The organism is Acrocarpospora sp. B8E8 (genome assembly GCF_039871605.1).
GTDB classification, from domain to species: Bacteria; Actinomycetota; Actinomycetes; order Streptosporangiales; family Streptosporangiaceae; genus Acrocarpospora; species Acrocarpospora macrocephala.
The window spans coordinates 143,325-160,095 of the sequence record NZ_JBDPLV010000002.1 but is presented as its reverse complement, the minus strand read 5'-3'; the positions used below and the strand labels follow the sequence as shown (position 1 = coordinate 160,095).

The window sequence follows — 16,771 nt, the reverse complement described above, 5'->3', positions numbered from 1 at the left end:
GAGGCACCAACCACGGGGAGCCGATATGAGCGTGAAAGTGACCATCGAACCGGTACGACGGCCGGGGCTGCGGGCCGAGCAGGTGCGCGAGCTGGCGCGCGGCCACGCCCAGGTGCGGGGGCACCTGGAGCAGGTCGAGGAACTGATCGCCGGCGACGCGGCGGCCCTCGGCCACGACCCGGGACCCGGCGCGGCCTTCCGGGCGCACGTGTTCGACCCGGTCGGCAACCGCGCCGTGGAGCTGCGCGGCACCCTGGACCGGCTCGACGAGGTCGAGGTGCGGCCCAGCGCCGTCCGGCCCCGCCCGCAGCCCGGCGAGCTCGCGGCCGCGGCGGAGATCTTACGCGGCGACCCGCGCTTCCCCTCCGGCGAGGACGTGGTCGTCTACCAGCCGATGCCGCCGCTGGCCGATCGGGAACGGCCCGACGGGAGCCTGGTACGGCGGCCCACCCTGGGCGTCTACAACCCGGCGGGCGGGCCCCGCCACCAGATCGTCGCCGTCGACCTGGCCGCCCACGAGGTGGACTGGCATCCGGCCGACGTGGCCGCCCACACCGACGACGACTGCGAGAAGCACCTGCCCGAAGGGGTCGGCTCGCTCGTCGACCGGGGCGGCCCCGACCAGGCGCGGGTCCGCGTGGTCCGCGACGGCGTCGAGTTATGGACCCTGGTGGTGGTGCGCCCGCGCGCCTCCCAGCCCGCCCCCGACGGCGCCGGCGTCGAACTGCTGAACGTCCGCTACCGGGGCAAACTGGTCCTGCGGCAGGCGCACATGCCGGTCCTGAACGTCCTGTACGGCGACGGCGAGACCAACTTCCGCGACTGGGCCAACGAGGAGACGGTGTTCAAGGCCACCGGCGAGGACCCGGCCGGATGGGGCTGGCGGCTGTGCTCCGCGCCACCTCAGACCATCCTGGAACGCCCCGACGACGACCGCGGCGACTTCCAGGGCGTCGCGCTCCACCACGACGGCGAGGAGCTGCGCATCGTCAGCGAGCTGCAGGCCGGCTGGTACCGGTACGTGTCGGACTGGCGGCTGGCCGACGACGGCACCATCCGCCCCCGGTTCGGTTTCGCCGGCACCAAGGACCCGATGACGTGCAACCGGCACCAGCACCACGCGTACTGGCGGCTCGACTTCGACCTGGACGGGGCCGCCAACGACACCGTCGAGCAGCTGCAGGACGGCGGCGGCATCGTCCTGGACGGCGTCCCCATCACGCGGGAGACCTCGCGGCGGCGGCACGGCACGATCAAGGGCTGGCAGGTGCTGGACAAGAAGACCCGGCGCGGCTACCAGATCTGGCCGGGCGAGCACGACTCCAGCTCCGACTCCTACGGCGTCGCCGACGCCTGGTTCCTGCGCCACCGCGCCACCGAACTGCACGACGGCGGCCACATGGGCCGCCCCTCCGACAGCAAGACCCATCTCAACAAATTCCTGGACGGGGAGGACATCGACGGCGCCAACCTGGTCGTCTGGTACGCGGGTCATTTCCTGCACGATCAGGCCGCGCCGGAACCCCATCAGGGACACATCGTGGGGCCTGACCTGATCCCGGTGCGGGAGGACTAGCCTGTCGCCCATGGTTCTCGAAAGCACGGGCCGCGCCCTGCTCCACCGGCTGGCCGCGGAACAGGCCGAGTGCCGGGTTCCCTCGCTGGTCGCCGCCCTGGTCCGGGGCGGCGAGACCGTGTGGTTCGGGGCGCGCGGCCGCGTCTCCGGCGCGCCGCCGACACCCGAGACGCGGTACCGGCTGGGGTCGATCACCAAGGGCATGGTGGCGGTGCTGGTGCTGCGGCTGCGCGACGAGGGCGAGCTGGACCTGCTCGACCCCCTGGACAAGCACCTTCCCGGCACGCCGGTCGGGGACCTCACCCTGGCGCAGCTGCTGTCCCACACCGGCGGGCTGACCGCCGAGCCGCCCGGCGAGTGGTGGGAGCGCACCCCCGGCGCGCCCGCCGCCGGCCTGCTCGGCGATCTCGGGCCCGAGATCGCCCGCCACCGTCCCGGGCGGCGCTTCCACTACTCCAATGTCGGGTACGGGCTGCTGGGCGAGCTGGTGGCCCGCAAACGCGGCATGGGGTGGGCGCAAGCCGTCCGTGAGGAGATCCTGGAGCCGCTCGGGATGGGGGCGGTGACCGAGCGCGCCGAACCGCCGCACGCGCAGGGGTTCGCCGTGCACCCGTGGGCCGACGTGCTGCTGCCCGAACCCGAGCACGACGCCGGCGGGATGGCCCCCGCCGGGCAGCTGTGGAGCGGGGCCGCCGACCTGGCCCGGTGGGCGGCCTTCCTGGCCGGAGACGGCGGGAGCGTGCTGCGGGCGAGCACCCTGGTCGAGATGCGCGAGCCGGCCGCCGTGGAGGACGGCCCTTCCTGGGAACGCGGGTACGGCCTGGGCCTGCAGCTGGCCCGCCACGGGGGCCGGATGCTGGCCGGGCACACCGGGTCGATGCCCGGCTTCCTGGCCACGGTGTGGACCGACCCGGCCGACGGGGTGGGCGTGCTGTTCATGGCCAACACCACTTCCGGCGTGCGCGGGCGGCTGCTGTTCGACCTGCTGGACATCCTGGCCGAGCACGAGCCGCCGCTGCCCGCCGAATGGCAACCGGCCGCCGCCGACGCGGACCTGCTCGCCCTGACCGGGCCCTGGTACTGGGGGCCGACCGCGTACGCGCTGCGCCTGCTCCCCCGGCGCGGCCTGTCCCTGACCCCGCTCGGGGCGGTCGGGCGGGCGTCCCGGTTCGCCGCCCAGGCGGACGGGACCTGGCTCGGGCTGGACGGGTATTACGCGGGTGAGACGCTGCGGGTAGAACATCATCCCGGGGGTGTGCATATTTCCCTCAACACGTTCATCTTCAGCCGCGAACCCTACGATCAGTCTGCCCCGATTCCTGGGGGTGTGGACCCAGAAGGATGGCGATGACCGTTTGTGTTTGGTCGCTTGCGGAGCGCAGCGGCCGATAGGTTTGGGGCCGTCGGAACCCCCCAAGCAGGAGGTCGAAGTGCCCACCCTTGAAGACCGTGTGACCGTTCTCGAAGAGGAGGTACGGAAGATGCGCGAGAAGGAGCCTGCCGCGGTTGAGACCCGTGGTATCGCCGAGCACGCCCAGAAGTCTGCGGTGGCCGCCCACCACACGCTCGACGAGGTCTACGACCAGATGTCGATGTTCAAGTATGACGTGGGCGTTCAGTTCAAGAGAGTCACCGACAACCAGTGGACGCATACCGGTAGTTTCATCGAGGTCAACAACAAGCTCAATCAACACAGCGATCGCCTCGGACGGATCGAGGTCACGCAGAAGGAGCACACTGAGCACTTCGGACGGATCGACGGTCGGCTCGACTCCATGGACGGTCGCCTGGACTCCATGGACGGTCGCCTGGACTCCATGGATGAGAGGCTCGATCGGGTCGAGGGTAATCAGATCGCGGCCAACAAGCTGTTGCAGACGATCCTCGACGAGATCCGAGCCAAGTAACCGGAGCTAGTCTCGACGGTGAATCCCCTGTCCCGCCACCCGCCTGGCGGGACAGACTTCCCACGTGACTTCTCGGACCACGCGGATCGCCCCGGTCGGCGATCGATCCCCTCGATCATGGGCGGAGGGGCCCGCGCTGGTCCGGTGCAACTGCGCCTGCGAGACCAGTCCGGCCCATCAAGCCACCTTGGAAGAGCGCGGTCTGCGCTTTACCGGGTGCCACGCCCAGGGTGCGGACCGGGTGGCCCAAATGGATGATCATCCGTTCTTCCTGCTCTCCCTGTTCCAGCCCGAATTGGCCGGGGAAATCCCACATCCCGTCGTCCGCGCCTTCGCCGCGGTGGCCGTCGCCGGAGCCCGTACCGAGGGCGTTAACAGCCCCAAAATCCCATGACTCCCCACATGTACCCACTTGTCGGCATTTGACCCTTTTGGGTGATTCGTCTACCTTCGATGGAATCCGGGGCACCGGGACGTCAAACAGGTCAAGGATGCCCCACAACACAATCGAACGGCCGTTCCGCTCCTGGGACGGCCCGACCGTCGAGTCCGCTCACGCGGAGCCGGGGAACCATCGAGGGCCGGGATCACTCTCCCGACACGAAAGCACCAAATCCCAGCCCTCCCGGGGTGAATCGGCCTGTACCCGCAGGCCGTAGGGCGACTTCCACGCCCGAATCCGTCAGCTAACCCGGTAGGCGGCATGGAAGCAAGGGAGCAAGACCCCACATGCGAGCCCCCAATTCTCACGTGCGCGTCACCCTGGCCACCACTCTCCTCGCCGGCCTGGCGCTGACCGGAAGCACCGCGGCCATGGGCACGGCCCACGCCGACACCCGCGCGGCGGACGCGGCAGACTTCCACCCGGACGCCAGCCCACTGCTCAAGATCGCCCAGAAGCTGCCCAAGGTCAGCTCCGACCAGGTGCTGCGCCTGGCGCAGAGCCAGGTCGGCGTCAGCGAGAACTACTACGGCGGCGGCACCAAGTTCCACCAGTGGTACATGAACTCCCCCCGCGCCCAGCAGACCGTCGCCCGCGACGGCGGGTCGGTGTACGCCTACCGCAACGCGGCCTGGTGCGACATGTTCGTCTCCTGGGTCGGCGACCAGCTCGGCATCCGCCCCACCATGGGCTGGGACGCCTACACCGTCTCCCACGCCGGCTGGTTCAAGCAGAACAAGCGCTGGGGCACCCGCCCGGCCCCCGGCGCGGTCGTCTTCTTCGGCTGGAGCGGCGGCAAGAACCTCCACAACATCGACCACGTCGGCTTCGTCATCAAGGACAACGGCGACGGCACCATCAAGACCGTCGAGGGCAACACGGGCAACGGCAAGGTGGAGATCCGCACCCGCCCCACCGCCGAGGTCGTCGGCTACGGCTACCCCGTCTACGCCGACCAGCTGCCCGCCTGACACCGATCAGAGCCGGCTGCCCGGCCACCGGGTAACGCTGCGCCCGCGGACACGCGCCATACCTGGCCCATCCCCCTAGCGGTATGGCGGCCGTCCACCGGCCGGGCAGCTTCCCCTGGCCCCGCGCGGAAATCCCCCCGTCCGCGCGGGGCCGTGCCACCCAAGCGAAGGCGCGTTCACCCGAGCCAGGCCTGCCACGCCGCCTGGGCGCGCTCGCGCGCGGGTTCGCCGGTGAAGCAGTGCTGCTGGGCGACCATCAGGCCGTGGTGGCCGTGGACCAGGGTGTAGAGGGAGCTCGCGGTGACCGCGCCGAGGAATCCGTACGAGGCGAACAGCACGGTCCCCGTTTCGGCGGGGAGGCCGGGCACGGACAGGATCATGGGGCGGCCGGGCGTGACGGGCCAGCCGGCCAGGCCGAAGGCCGCGCCGAAGCGGGCCCAGGCGTCCTCGCGGGTGGTGGCCGAGGAGCCGGCGAGGAACAGGTCGTAGACGGAGGTGCGGCCGGGGAAGCAGCGCAGGTAGGCGGCGAGCTTGCGCAGGTACATGCCGTCGCCGACGCGCAGCGCCTCGTATTCGGACTCCCAGTCCTCGTCCAGGAAGCCGCTGTGGACCAGCCGCAGGAGCGTGCTGCCGCCGTCCCGGCCCTCCAGCAGGTATTCGAACGCCATGAACGTGCCCTCCGGCGACGCCTGCGTCCGGGTGGCGAAGCGCACGCCGGGCTCCCACGCGGTGACCGTGGACTCGCCGGTGACGCCCAGGACGGTCTGCCGGCCCGCGCCGCCTTCGCGGGGTTCGATCTCGTTGCGGCCCATGAACCAGGAGTCGACCCCGGGACCGGTGGCGATCGCCGCCCACACCTGCTCGGGCGTGGCGTCCAGGGCGATCTCCTCGCGCACCTCGAATTCTCGCGGCATATTTTCAGCGTAGTTCCACCAGGCGGGCCAGCTCGTCCAGGGGCAGCTCGCTCAGCGCGGCCTCCCCGGCGGCGAGCACGGCGTCGGCCAGGGCGCGTTTGGTGCGCAGCAGGTCGGCGATGCGGTCCTCGACGGTGCCTTCGGCGATGAGGCGGTGCACCTGGACGGGGCGGGTCTGCCCGATCCGGTGGGCGCGGTCGGTGGCCTGCTCCTCCACGGCCGGGTTCCACCAGCGGTCGAAGTGCACGACATGGTCGGCCCGGGTGAGGTTCAGGCCGGTCCCGGCGGCCTTCAGCGACAGCAGGAAGACCGGGACCTCGCCGTCCTGGAAACGGCGGACCAGGTCCTCGCGGCGCGCGACCGGGGTGCCGCCGTGCAGCAGCTGGGCGGTCACGCCGCGGGCCGCCAGGTGGCGTTCGAGCAGGCGGGCCATCGCGACGTACTGGGTGAAGATCAGGGCGGCGCCGTCCTCGGCGAGGATGGTGTCCAGCAGCTCGTCCAGGAGCTGGAGCTTGCCGGAGCGGCCGGTCAGGCGGCCGTGCGGCTCCTTCAGGTAGTGGGCGGGGTGGTTGCAGATCTGCTTGAGGCCGGTCAGGAGTTTCACCACCAGGCCGCGCCTGGCCATGCCGTCGGCGTCGGCGATCCGCGCCATGCCCTCGCGGACGGCGGCGGCGTAGAGGGCGGCCTGCTCGCGGGTGAGCGGCACCGGCTGGTCGGTCTCGGTCTTGGGCGGCAGCTCGGGCACGATGCCGGGGTCGGTCTTGCGGCGGCGCAGCAGGAAGGGCCGCACCAGCGCGGCCAGCCGCGCCGCCGCCTCGGGGTCCTTCTCGGATTCGATGGGGCGGACCCAGCGGGCGCGGAAGCTGCCGAGGGTGCCGAGCAGGCCGGGGGTGGTCCAGTCGAGGATCGCCCACAGTTCGGTGAGGGAGTTCTCGACGGGAGTGCCGGTCAGCGCCACCCTGGCTCCGGCGGGGATGGCGCGCAGGGCGCGGGCCGCGCCGGAGCGGGGGTTCTTTACGTGCTGGGCCTCGTCGGCGGCCACCAGGTCCCAGGCGGTCGCGGCCAGCCGCTCCGCGTCCAGGCGCATCGTCGGGTACGTGGTGAGCACGAACCCGTCCACCACCCCATCCAGACTGCGGGCGGGCCCGTGGTAGCGGCGCACGGCCGCGCCGGGGGCGAACCTGCGGATCTCGCGTTCCCAGTTGCCCAGCAGCGAGGCCGGGCAGACCACCAGGGCGGGACCGCCGCCCCGGTGCAGGTGCAGGGCGATCAGGGTGACGGTCTTGCCCAGGCCCATGTCGTCGGCCAGGCAGCCGCCGAGCCCGAGCGAGGTCATGGCGGCCAGCCAGCGCAGGCCGCGCAGCTGGTAGTCGCGCAGGGTCGCGGCGAGCCCGGGCGGCGGCCCGATCGGCGCGGCGGCCTCCGGGTCGGCGATGCGCCGCCGCAGCGCCTCCAGCCACGGGGTGGCGGCGATCTCGACCCGCTCGCCGTCGAGGTCGGCCGTCCCGGTCAGGGCCAGCGCCAGCGCGGCGATCGGGGTGAGGGGTTTCATCGACCGGTTGCGGACCCTGCGGGTGGTGGCGGCGTCCAGGTGCACCCACTGGTCGCGCAGCCGTACCAGCGGGCGGGCGGATTCGGCCAGCAGGTCCAGCTCCGCTTCGGTGAGCGGGTCGCCGCCCAGGGCCAGCTGCCAGTCGAAGCTCAGCAGGCCGCCGCCGGACAGCAGCGCGCGCAGATCGCCGGGCGGCGGCTCGCCGGCCCCGACGACGGCGCGCACGGTCAGCTTCCCCGTGGCGGGCCGGGGATCCGACCCCCGCCCTCCTGAAACCGGGGCGGGGGCGCGGGTGGCGTGCATGGCGGCGGCGGTGCGGGGCATGCCGTCGGCGACCGCGTCCAGGAACGCCCGGACCAGGCCTTCACCGTCCGGCCCGTCGAGCGTGGCGGCGAGTTCCGCCACGCGTTCGACGTCCAGGCCGATCAGCGGCCCGGCCCGCCAGGAGCCGTCCCCGGCGGGCAGGATCCGGCCGCGGGCCACCATCTGCAGCGCCACCACCACGGCCGCCCCCCAGAAGGCGGCCGACGGGTGCGCGCCGGTCTCGCGGCGGGCCAGGCTGAGCAGCGGCATCGCCTCGGCCACCGCCATCCGCACCACCGGTCCCGGCGCGCCGGGCGGCGGGTGGAAGGCGATCCGGCCCTCCCGGGGCGGCTCCGCGGGTTCGAAGACGGCCATGCCCCGGACCAGGGCGACCCGATCGGGGTCTCGTGCCACGCTGCGGGACTCCCCTCTCGCGCCGTGGTCCGACAGGCTACCGGGGGGTCAGCCGCCCAGCCGCCGGAAAGCCCGGATCGAGAGCGGAAAGAACACCGCCACGATCAGCAGCGGCCAGGCGACGGCGAGGGTGATCGCGTGCTGGGCCGCCCACGAGTCGCCGCCCCAGCCCGGATTGCCGAACAGCTCCCTGGCCGCGGCCGCGGTCGCCGACAGCGGGTTCCACTCGGCGATCGCGCCGAGCCAGCCGGGCATGGTCGCGGGCGAGACCAGCGCGCTGGACAGGAACCCGACCGGCCACACCAGGATCTGCACCGCCACCAGTGCCTCCGGCTTGCCGACCACCAGGCCGAGCCAGATGCCCAGCCACAGCAGCGCGAACCGCAGCAGCAGCACCAGGCCGAGCGCCAGCGCCGCCCGGCCGGGCCCGGCCTCGGCCCGCCAGCCGACCGCCAGGCCGCAGCCGACCAGCACGGCCAGCGCCAGCGCCGAGTTGAGCAGGTCGGCGGCGGCCCGGCCGGTCACCACCGCCGAGGAGGCCATCGGCAGCGACCGGAACCGGTCGGTCACGCCGCGGGCGGCGTCGGCGCTGACCGCGGCGTAGGTCGTCTCCAGGCCGAAGACCATGGTGAGCGCGAACATGCCCGGCATCAGGAACTCGCGGTAGTCGCCGCCGCCCGGGACGGTCATGCCGCCGCCGAACAGGTAGCCGAACATGAGCACGATCATGACCGGGAACAGCAGCCCGGCGAGGATCTGGCCGGGCTGGTTGGCCCAGTGCGCGAGGTCGCGGCGGGTGATCGTCCAGCCGTCGGCGATAGCCCATCTCATGCTGTTCTCTCCGTCAGTCGCAGGAAGACCTCGTCCAGGGTGGGGCGGCGCACGCCGATGTCCTCGGCCGCGATGGCGGCCTCCTCCAGGCCGCGCACGGCCCGGGTCAGCGCCGCCACCCGATCCGGCGCGGGCGCGCTCACCCGCCGCGCGTCGGCGTCGATGTGCGCGTACGGGCCGAGCAGCGCGGCCACCGCGGGCAGGTCGGCGGCCGAGGCGGCGACGACCTCGATCCGGTCGCCGCCGATGGTGGCCTTCAGCTCGGCCGGGGTGCCGGCCGCCGCCAGCCGCCCGCCGTCGATGATCGAGATCTTGTCGGCGAGCCGGTCGGCCTCCTCCAGGTACTGGGTGGTGAGCAGGATCGTCGAACCGCGCCCGGCCAGGTCGCGGATGGCCGACCAGACCTGGTCGCGGCCGCGCGGGTCCAGGCCGGTGGTGGGCTCGTCCAGGAACAGCACCGGCGGGGCGAGGATCAGGCCCGCGGCCAGGTCCAGCCGGCGGCGCATGCCGCCGGAGTAGTCCTTGGCCGGTTTGCGGCCGGCCTCGGCCAGGCCGAACTGGTCCAGCAGCTCGTCGGCGCGGGCGGTGGCGGCGCGCGGGGGCAGGTGGGAGAGGCGGGCGAACATGGCCAGGTTCTGGCGGCCGGTGAGCAGCTCGTCGACGGCGGCGTGCTGGCCGACCAGGCCGATGTGGCGGCGCACGTCGGCGGCTTGCCGTACCACGTCGAAGCCGGCGACGCGGGCCTGGCCGGCGCCGGGGCGCAGCAGGGTGGTGAGGATGCGGACCAGAGTGGTCTTTCCGGCGCCGTTGGGGCCGAGCAGGCCGTGCACCTGGCCTTCGGGGACGTGCAGGTCGAGGGAGTCCAGGGCTGGGGTGGCGCCGAAGCGTCTGGCCAGACCGGTGACGCGTATCATACCGTACAGCGTACCGTACGGCATACGGTTAAGTGTACGGGTAGGCTGGCCTGCACCATGACGACGGAATACAGCGGCCAGGGCGACCCCGCCCGGAGCCTGGCGCTGCTCTGGCGCACCCCCGGCAAGGGCCGGGCGTCCAGGAAGGGCAAGCCCGAGCTGAGCGTGGACCTGATCGTGCGGGCCGCCATCGAGGTGGGCGACGCCGACGGGCTGGCCGCGCTGTCGATGCGCCGGGTGGCCGAACGCCTGGGCGTGGGCACGATGTCGCTTTATACGTACGTGCCGGGCAAGGCCGAACTGATCGACGTCATGCTCGACACCGTCTACGGCGACCTCTACCAGGCCGCGCCCGCCGGCGACTGGCGGGAGCGGCTGGAGGCGATCGCGCGCGAGCAGTGGGCGCTCTACCACCGCCACCCGTGGCTCCTGCAAGTCGCCACCGGCCGGCCGACGCTCGGCCCGAACGCGATGGCCAAATACGAGTTCGAGCTGGCCGCCGTCGAGGGCATCGGCCTGTCCGACCTGGAGATGGACTCGGTCGTCACGCTCGTGTACGGGTACGTGCTCGGCGCCGCGCGCGGCGCGGTGGAGGCCTCCCGGGCGCCCCAGGAGACGGGGATGACCGACGAGCAGTGGTGGCAGACCTACGCGCCGCTGCTGAACGCCCTGGTCGACCAGACCCGGTTCCCGATCGCCTCCCGCGTCGGCACGGCGGCCGGGCAGGAGCACGGCGCGGCCTACAACCCCGGCCACGCCTTCGAGTTCGGCCTGGCCCGGGTGCTGGACGGCATCCAGGCGCTGGTCGTCAGCCTTCGAGGCTGAGAGCGGCGGACCTCAGGCCGTCGAGCAGGTCGCGGCCGGAGGGGGCCTGGGCCGGGTCGGCCATCCACTGGGCGGCCATGCCGGTGAGCAGCACCTGGTAGAAGGCGCCGAGCCGGACCGCGGCCTCCTCGTCCGCGGCGACGTCCGCGCCGCCGAAGATCTGGGCCAGGCCGAGGCGGGCCTGGCGGCTGGACTCGGTGTAGGTCTGGCGCATGCCGGGCAGCTCGTCGATGCGGGCCAGCACCTCGAACTGGATCGCCCACAGCGGCCGGTGCGCGTGGAAGGACTCGATGACGCCCGCCCACGCCGCCTCGAAGCGTTCCGCCGGGGAGGCCCCCGGGCGGAGCGTCGCGACCAGGGTGCGGCCCAGATCGTCGCCCCATTCCTCGATGGCCTGCCGGAGGGCCTCGTTGAGCAGGGCGTCCTTGGTGCCGTAGTGGTAGCCGATCGCGGCGAGGCTGACCCCGGCGGCGGTGGCGATGTCGCGGGCGGTGGTGCGGGCGTACCCCTGCGCGAACAGGCACTGTTTCGCGCCCGCCAGCAGGTCTTCCTTGTTTCCCATGACCGCATCCTACACACGTCTCAGACAATCGTCTTGCACAAATGTCTAAGACATGTGTACCGTCCTGGGTATGACCTCAGTTCTCATCTCCGGCGCCAGCATCGCCGGGACCACGCTCGCCTACTGGCTGCGCCGCCACGGCCTGACCCCCACCGTCGTCGAACGCGCCCCCGCGATCCGGGACGGCGGCTACAAGGTCGACATCCGCGGCGCCGCCCTCGATGTCGCCGACCGGATGGGCGTGCTGCCCGCGATCCGGGAACGCCGCACCGACGTGCGCGGCGGCTCCATCGTCACCGCCACCGGCCGCCAGGTGGCCGCCATGGACGGCGACACCTTCGGCGGCCGCCACGGCGGCGACGCCGAGATCCTGCGCGGCGACCTCAACCACCTGCTGTACGACCTGACCAAGGACGACGTGGAATACCTCTTCGACGACTCCATCGCCGCCCTGATCCAGCGCGGCGACGGCGTCCAGGTCACCTTCGAAAGCGGCGCCGTCCGCGACTTCGACCTGGTCGTCGGCGCGGACGGCCTGCACTCCCACACCCGCGCCCTGGCCTTCGGCCCCGAATCGGGGTACGTGCACGATCTGGGCTACTACGTGTCGATCTTCAGCGTGCCCAACCATCTGGGGCTGGACCGGTGGGAGCTGACCTATGTCGCGCCCGGCCGTACCGCGCTGACCTACAGCACGGCCGGGGACGACGGCGCGAAGGCGATGTTCCTGTTCGCCTCGCCACCGCTTTCCTACGGCCACCGCGACCGGGCCCGGCAGGAGGCGCTGCTGGCCGAGGCGTACGCCGGGGAGGGCTGGGAGGTGCCGCGGCTGCTGGCCGGGCTCGCCCAGGCGGGCGACTTCTACTTCGACTCGCTCAGCCAGGTACGGATGGACAGCTGGTCGCGGGGGCGGGTGACCCTGATCGGGGACGCCGCCTACTGCGCCTCGCCCGCCTCGGGGCAGGGCACCAGCCTGGCGCTGGTCGGGGCGTACGTGCTGGCTGGGGAACTGGCCGCCGCGGAAGACTTCCGGGCGGGGCTGGTGGCGTACGAGCGGGAGATGCGGCCCTTCGCCGAGACCAACCAGAAGCTGGGCCCCGCCAACATCAAGCGCATGGTGCTGCGCACCCGGGGACAGGTGCGGACGTCCCTGGCCATGCTGTCGCTCATCAACCGGCTGCCCGGCGGGAAACGCCTGATGGCCAAGGCGATCGAGCCGATCCGGCGGGCCGCCAACGCGATCACGCTGAAAACCTACGAGTGAACATGGCCTGGGCAGAACCGTCCGCGACCTGGCCTGGTTCGCACCCAGCCCAGTCCCCGACCCCACTGATCCGGCCAGCGGACCCGCATCCCGCCTCGTGCGCCCCGCCGGGGAGCCACGGCCGCCGCCTCCCGCAACGCCGTGGAGGCTGGCCAGCCGTCTGCGGCTGGGCGGCCGCTCGGCCAGCAGCAGATAGCCGAGCAGCGCCCAGGTCTTGCGGCCCCGCGGCGGACGGACCGGCAGGCCGTCGCGTTCGATGGCCGGCGGGCCCAGCAGCCGGATCGTCACCGGTGCCCGCGCGATGTCGCCAGAACCCTGCTGAGGGAGGCAATCGAGCGCTGAGCTCGGCCCCCACGGCGAAACTGATGGCTGACACCCCAGGGTCATGCCGGCGGGGGCTTCGGATCGGCCGGCTCACTTGCGGACATCATGCCCTGCCGGGTGACGACTGCTGGGCGCGGGCTGGTGTCCACGGCGAGCTGGAAGATGTCGGGGCGGTGGTAGTGGCCGACCGGGTCGAAGTACCGGCGGGCGGCGTGGACCGCGGCCAGGTCGATGTCGGCGTAGAGGATGGTCTCCTCGTGCCGGGCGGGCCCGGCGAGGATCTTGCCGGTGGGATCGATGATGATGCTGTTACCAGGTTCGACCCATTCCTGCTCCGCGTGCCAGACCCGGTCGCGGTGGGGGAAGTCCGCGGGGATCTGGTCGTGGTGGCCGTGGACGCAGGCGCTGCGCGCGCTGCTCGAGCAGCGCGCCGGGCTCGGCGCCACCACCTCCGCCGAACTGGTGGCGATCGTGCCGGAACTGGCCGCCGACTCGCCCGCCGCGGCGGATGCCGACACAACAGCGCGGGTACGCGTGTTCGAGGCGGCCGGCCGCCTGCTGGCCGGTGCGGCCACCGGCGCTCCGGTGGTGGTGATCCTGGACGACCTGCACTGGGCCGATCTGTCCACCGTGGACCTGCTGCGGTTCCTGGCCGGCCAGCACCATCCCGGCGCGCTGCTGCTGGTAGGCGCCTACCGGCCGCGGGAACCGGCGGCGGACGTCGCCGCGGCGCTGGCCGACCTGGCCACCACAGCCGAGCTCGTGCCGTTACACGGCATGTCACCGGGCGAGGTCGCCGACCTGATCCAGGCCGTCGCCGGGGCGGCGGTGGCGGACCGGTGGGCCGAGCTGGTGAACCGCCGCGGCGGCGGGCACCCCTTCTACACCCGGGAGCTGTGCCGCCTGCTCGCCGCCGGCGGCCCCGCCACCGAGATTCCGGCAGCGGTCCGGGACGTCATCGGCGGCCGCCTGGCCCGCCTGACCGGCCAGTGCGCGCAGCTGCTGGAGGCCGCGGCCGTCGCCGGCAGCGTCGTCCTGCCCGACGTCCTCGCCGACGTGGCCGGGACCGGCCCGACCCGGATCGTCGAGCTGGCCGCCGAGGCGAGCCGGGCGGGCATCCTCACCCCGGCCGACCAGGCCGGGCCCGGCCGGTTCACCCACGACCTTTACCGGGAGACCATCTACACCACCTTGCCGCCCGCGCGGCGGCTCGACCTGCACCAGCGGGTCGCCGCGGCGTTACTGCGCCGCCACGAGCGGGGTGGCCAGGTGTTCGCCGCCGAGCTGGCCTTCCACTTCGCCGCCGCCGTCGAGCTGACCGCTGGTGGATCGGCGCCCCCGCGCACGCGCACGCCGTCGCCGCCGGGTTCCATGCCCGCGCCGGCGACCTCGACATCGCCCGCCGCGAGCTCGACACCGTCCTCGCGCTGCGGGACTGGCGCACCGACCGCTCCTACCTGTGGTCCGTCTTCGTCGGCGAGCTGGCCACCGCCGCGATCGCGCTCGACGACCGCCCGCTCTGCCGGCGGCTCCTCGACGACCTGCTCCCGGTCGCCGACAGCTGCGCGGTCAACGGCGCCCTCGTCTGCTTCATGGGCGCGCATGCCCACCGGGTCGGGCTCCTCTACGCCGCCCTGGACCAGTCGGCACCGGCCCGGCAGTGGCTGGACCGGGCGCTCGAGGTGCACCGCCGGCTCGGCGCCCACGCCTGGCAGGCCGAGACCCAACGCGCCCTGGCGGCCCTCGACGGCGCACCCCAGCACACCGCGCACGAAGAAGACACCGGCGCTCCGCGGCTTCGCCGCGTCGGCGACATGTGGCAGGCGACCTACCGCGGGCAGAGTGCCTACCTCCGCGACCTCAAGGGACTGCACGACCTCGCGGCGCTGCTGGCCCGGCCCGGGGACGACCGGCCCGCGCTGGACCTGGCCGGCGGCGACCCGGTCCACCAGGCCGGTGCGGATCGACCCGAGCCGATCCTCGACCGGACCGCCCTCGCCGCCTACCGGCGGCGGCTGGCCGAGCTCGACGACGAACTCGCCACCGCACAGGCGAACACCGATCTGGGCCGCACGCGACGCGCCACCGACGAACGCGAGCGACTCCTGACCGAGCTGCGCCGGGCCACCCGCCCCGGCGGCGGCTCGCGCCCGCTCGCGGCCACGGCCGCAGAACGCGCCCGCAAGGCCGTCACCGCCCGGATCCGCGACGCCATCCGCCGCATCGGCGAGGTCCTGCCCGACCTCGGCGAACACCTCGACCGCACCGTGCGGACGGGCACCACCTGCCGGTACGACCCGGGACCTGCACCCGCGATAAGGATCAATGGGTGAGGCGGCCGGCGCGGGACTCGAGGTAGCGCCGTTCGGGCAGGCTCAGGGTGCGGCGGGCGGCGAGGCGGTAGCAGGTCCGGGCCTCGGGCAGGTCGCCGGCGAGTTCCAGCAGGTGGGCGCGGACGGCGGCCAGGCGGTGGTGGCTGGACAGGGCCGGGTCGGACTCGGCTTCGGTCAGCCTGGCCAGGCCCTCGCGCGGGCCGTGGACCATGGCGGTGGCGACGATGCGGTTGAGGGTGACCATGGGGCCGGGGGCCAGGGCGTGCAGCAGGTCGTACAGGCCGAGGATCTGGCGCCAGTCGGTGTCCTGCGCTCGGGCCGCCTCGGCGTGGACGGCGGCGATCGCGGCCTGGAGCTGGTAGGGGCCGATGGGGGCCGTGGCGAGGGTCCGGGTGATCAGTTCGACGCCTTCGGCGATGGCTTCGGCGTTCCAGCGGGTGCGGTCCTGCTCGGCCAGGGGGATCAAGGCGCCGTCGGGGCGGGTTCTGGCCGGGCGGCGGGCGTCGGTGAGCAGCATGAGGGCGAGCAGCCCGGCGGCCTCGCCGTGGCCGGGGAGGAGGTCGCGCAGCTGGCGGGTGAGGCGGATGGCCTCGGCGGTGAGGTCGGCGCGGCTCAGGTCGGGGCCCGAGCTGGCGGTGTAGCCCTCGTTGAAGATCAGGTAGAGCACTTCCATGACCGCGTCGAGGCGGGCGGTGCGTTCGGCCTCGGGGGGCAGGCGGAATTCGGCGCCGCTGGTTTTGATGCGCTGCTTGGCGCGGCTGATGCGCTGGCCGACCGTGGCTTCCGGCACGAGCAGGGCGCGGGCGATCTCGCCGGTGGTCAGCCCGCCCACGGCGCGCAGGGTCAGGGCGACCTGGGAGGTCGGGGTGAGCGAGGGATGGCAGCACAGCAGCAGGAGGGTGAGGGTGTCGTCGGCGGCGGGCGCGGGATCGGGATCCGGCGGGGTCAGCGCGGCGGCGCTCTCCTCGCGCCGGCGCCGGGCCGAGTCCTCCCGCCACAGCTCGATCCGGCGGCGGGAGGCGACCGTGATCAGCCAGCCTTTCGGATTGGCGGGGATTCCATCGCGCGGCCACTGCACGGCCGCCGCCAGCAGGGCCTCCTGGACCGCGTCCTCGCAGGTGTCGAAGCCGCCGTACCGGCGGACAAGGGCGCCGAGCGCCTGCGGCGCGAGCGCGCGGAGCAGCCCTTCGACGCCGGAAGACCGGGACGAAGCACTCGAAAGGCTCTCCGATGGGCTCGATGGGCTCATCGCGCGTGCAGGTTCAGGATCGGGCGTACTTCGACCAGGCCGAATTCCGCCTCCGGGACCCGCGAGCCGTGCTCGATCGCCCGCTCCAGGCTCTCGCATTCGATCAGGTAGAAACCGGCCAGCAGCTCCTTCGCCTCCGCGAACGGGCCGTCGGCGGTGCTCGTCCGGCCCCCGGTCGCGGTCACCCGCCGCGCGGTGGCCGGATCGGCCAGCGCCTCGGCCACGATCAGCTCGCCGGAGTCGGCCAGGCTCTCCCGGAAAGCCAGATGGGCCTGGTAGCCGGCCTCGCGCTGGGCCTCGGGAAGAGCGTCCCAGACCTCGCGGGTGGCCGGGTTAGTGTAGATCAGGATCAGATATTTCATCGGTGTCTTCCTGGGTAGCGGCATTTCC

18 protein-coding genes and 1 riboswitch are annotated in these 16,771 nt (G+C 73.1%); of the genes, 8 read left to right on the top strand and 10 right to left on the bottom strand.

All coding sequences use genetic code 11. From position 1 onward, the window contains the following. Positions 1–25 precede the first annotated feature (25 nt). The 5 genes from ABGB08_RS03475 (at position 26) to ABGB08_RS03455 (ending at position 4,896) form a co-directional block, all read left to right on the top strand. On the top strand, positions 26–1,576 hold the full coding sequence (locus ABGB08_RS03475; protein WP_347586131.1) for a hypothetical protein: 1,551 nt from the start codon (positions 26–28) through the stop codon (positions 1,574–1,576). A gap of 10 nt (positions 1,577–1,586) precedes the next feature. Then, entirely contained in the window at positions 1,587–2,927 is a 1,341-nt protein-coding gene (locus ABGB08_RS03470) for a serine hydrolase domain-containing protein (protein ID WP_347586129.1), read from the top strand. A gap of 130 nt (positions 2,928–3,057) precedes the next feature. After that, the gene (locus ABGB08_RS03465; protein WP_347586127.1) at positions 3,058–3,483 is read left to right on the top strand and encodes a hypothetical protein; all 426 of its coding nucleotides are present in this window, start codon (positions 3,058–3,060) and stop codon (positions 3,481–3,483) included. 250 nt (positions 3,484–3,733) lie between these two features. After that, positions 3,734–3,877, top strand: a complete 144-nt coding sequence (locus ABGB08_RS03460) for a hypothetical protein (protein WP_347586125.1) — start codon at positions 3,734–3,736, stop codon at positions 3,875–3,877. A gap of 137 nt (positions 3,878–4,014) precedes the next feature. Further along, positions 4,015–4,198, top strand: a riboswitch (cyclic di-AMP (ydaO/yuaA leader). A gap of 35 nt (positions 4,199–4,233) precedes the next feature. Next, positions 4,234–4,896, top strand: a complete 663-nt coding sequence (locus tag ABGB08_RS03455) for a CHAP domain-containing protein (RefSeq protein WP_347586123.1) — start codon at positions 4,234–4,236, stop codon at positions 4,894–4,896. A 176-nt stretch (positions 4,897–5,072) separates the two neighbouring features. Here ABGB08_RS03455 and ABGB08_RS03450 read toward each other — a convergent pair whose 3' ends face one another. From ABGB08_RS03450 to ABGB08_RS03435, 4 genes are read right to left on the bottom strand one after another with little or no spacing between them, the layout of a single operon-like run. Continuing rightward, positions 5,073–5,810 (bottom strand): SRPBCC domain-containing protein, encoded by a 738-nt coding sequence (locus ABGB08_RS03450; protein WP_347586121.1) that lies wholly within the window; start codon positions 5,808–5,810, stop codon positions 5,073–5,075. A 4-nt stretch (positions 5,811–5,814) separates the two neighbouring features. Beyond that, positions 5,815–8,079 carry a DEAD/DEAH box helicase gene (locus ABGB08_RS03445; protein ID WP_347586119.1) on the bottom strand — a complete coding sequence of 755 codons (2,265 nt, stop codon included), beginning with the start codon at positions 8,077–8,079 and terminating at the stop codon, positions 5,815–5,817. Between the two features lie 48 nt (positions 8,080–8,127). Then, positions 8,128–8,910 (bottom strand): ABC transporter permease, encoded by a 783-nt coding sequence (locus ABGB08_RS03440; RefSeq protein WP_347586117.1) that lies wholly within the window; start codon positions 8,908–8,910, stop codon positions 8,128–8,130. Further along, positions 8,907–9,824, bottom strand: a complete 918-nt coding sequence (locus ABGB08_RS03435; RefSeq protein ID WP_347586115.1) for an ATP-binding cassette domain-containing protein — start codon at positions 9,822–9,824, stop codon at positions 8,907–8,909. The genes ABGB08_RS03440 and ABGB08_RS03435 overlap by 4 nt, the downstream gene beginning before the upstream one ends. Before the next feature lie 57 nt (positions 9,825–9,881). Between ABGB08_RS03435 and ABGB08_RS03430 the strand changes: the two genes are divergently transcribed. Then, the gene (locus ABGB08_RS03430) at positions 9,882–10,649 is read left to right on the top strand and encodes a TetR/AcrR family transcriptional regulator (RefSeq protein ID WP_347586113.1); all 768 of its coding nucleotides are present in this window, start codon (positions 9,882–9,884) and stop codon (positions 10,647–10,649) included. On the opposite strand, the gene ABGB08_RS03425 is transcribed toward ABGB08_RS03430, so the two are convergent. After that, positions 10,633–11,211 carry a TetR/AcrR family transcriptional regulator gene (locus ABGB08_RS03425; RefSeq protein WP_347586111.1) on the bottom strand — a complete coding sequence of 193 codons (579 nt, stop codon included), beginning with the start codon at positions 11,209–11,211 and terminating at the stop codon, positions 10,633–10,635. The genes ABGB08_RS03430 and ABGB08_RS03425 overlap by 17 nt on opposite strands. A 70-nt stretch (positions 11,212–11,281) precedes the next feature. On the opposite strand from ABGB08_RS03425, the gene ABGB08_RS03420 reads away from it, so the two are divergent. Further along, a complete protein-coding gene (locus tag ABGB08_RS03420) occupies positions 11,282–12,475 on the top strand; it encodes an FAD-dependent monooxygenase (RefSeq protein WP_347586109.1) in 1,194 nt (397 codons plus the stop codon). A 383-nt stretch (positions 12,476–12,858) separates the two neighbouring features. On the opposite strand, the gene ABGB08_RS03415 is transcribed toward ABGB08_RS03420, so the two are convergent. The 3 genes from ABGB08_RS03415 to ABGB08_RS03405 form a co-directional block, all read right to left on the bottom strand. Next, positions 12,859–13,428, bottom strand: a complete 570-nt coding sequence (locus ABGB08_RS03415; protein ID WP_347586107.1) for a nitrilase-related carbon-nitrogen hydrolase — start codon at positions 13,426–13,428, stop codon at positions 12,859–12,861. A gap of 151 nt (positions 13,429–13,579) precedes the next feature. After that, entirely contained in the window at positions 13,580–13,960 is a 381-nt protein-coding gene (locus tag ABGB08_RS03410) for a hypothetical protein (protein WP_347586105.1), read from the bottom strand. Positions 13,961–13,980: 20 nt separating this feature from the next. Beyond that, positions 13,981–14,409, bottom strand: a complete 429-nt coding sequence (locus ABGB08_RS03405) for a hypothetical protein (protein ID WP_347586103.1) — start codon at positions 14,407–14,409, stop codon at positions 13,981–13,983. Here ABGB08_RS03405 and ABGB08_RS03400 point away from each other — a divergent pair. Further along, the gene (locus ABGB08_RS03400) at positions 14,392–15,132 is read left to right on the top strand and encodes a hypothetical protein (protein ID WP_347586101.1); all 741 of its coding nucleotides are present in this window, start codon (positions 14,392–14,394) and stop codon (positions 15,130–15,132) included. The genes ABGB08_RS03405 and ABGB08_RS03400 overlap by 18 nt on opposite strands. On the opposite strand, the gene ABGB08_RS03395 is transcribed toward ABGB08_RS03400, so the two are convergent. Both ABGB08_RS03395 and ABGB08_RS03390 read right to left on the bottom strand, forming a co-directional pair. Next, positions 15,122–16,381 carry a DUF6596 domain-containing protein gene (locus ABGB08_RS03395; protein ID WP_347586099.1) on the bottom strand — a complete coding sequence of 420 codons (1,260 nt, stop codon included), beginning with the start codon at positions 16,379–16,381 and terminating at the stop codon, positions 15,122–15,124. The genes ABGB08_RS03400 and ABGB08_RS03395 overlap by 11 nt on opposite strands. After that, positions 16,378–16,743: a YciI family protein gene (locus tag ABGB08_RS03390; protein ID WP_347586097.1), complete on the bottom strand. Its 366-nt coding sequence runs from the start codon at positions 16,741–16,743 to the stop codon at positions 16,378–16,380. Before ABGB08_RS03390 ends, ABGB08_RS03395 begins: the two co-directional genes overlap by 4 nt. Positions 16,744–16,771 lie beyond the last annotated feature (28 nt).